Source organism: Paraburkholderia sp. EG304 (assembly GCF_046543485.1).
GTDB classification, from domain to species: Bacteria; Pseudomonadota; Gammaproteobacteria; order Burkholderiales; family Burkholderiaceae; genus Paraburkholderia; species Paraburkholderia youngii.
Genome location: NZ_JBKGUA010000390.1, coordinates 1 through 352 on the forward strand (window position 1 = coordinate 1; position 352 = coordinate 352).

General features: G+C 63.6%; 1 pseudogene. It reads left to right on the top strand.

Annotated features, from left to right (window positions below):
- Positions 1 to 352, top strand: a pseudogene (locus tag ACLFKU_RS44430) (transposase); the annotation flags it as partial.

A 352-nucleotide genomic window follows, 5' to 3' on the forward strand; every position in this document is an offset into this window, starting at 1 on the left:
GGACGGGCAAGGCGTGAGCGCCGTGGCCGGCGAATTGGGTATGTCGATACAGACGCTGCGCAACTGGCTCAAAGCGTCGGAAGCCGGCAAGCTGAACGGCCCGGGGGCGAAGGTCGTCACGGCGGAACAGATGGAGCTTTCGCGTCTGCGGGCGGAGAACAAGCGCTTGCAGATGGAGCTGGAAATCGCAAAAAAAGCGGCGGCGTTCTTCGCGAAGGACCTCCTGTGAAGTTCGCCTGGATTGACACGCAATGCCGGCACTATCCGCTGTCGGCGCTGTGCGAGGTCCTTGGAGTAAGCGTCAATGGCTATCGCGCGTGGAAGCGCGGCGGCACGCCTGAGCGACAGCGGC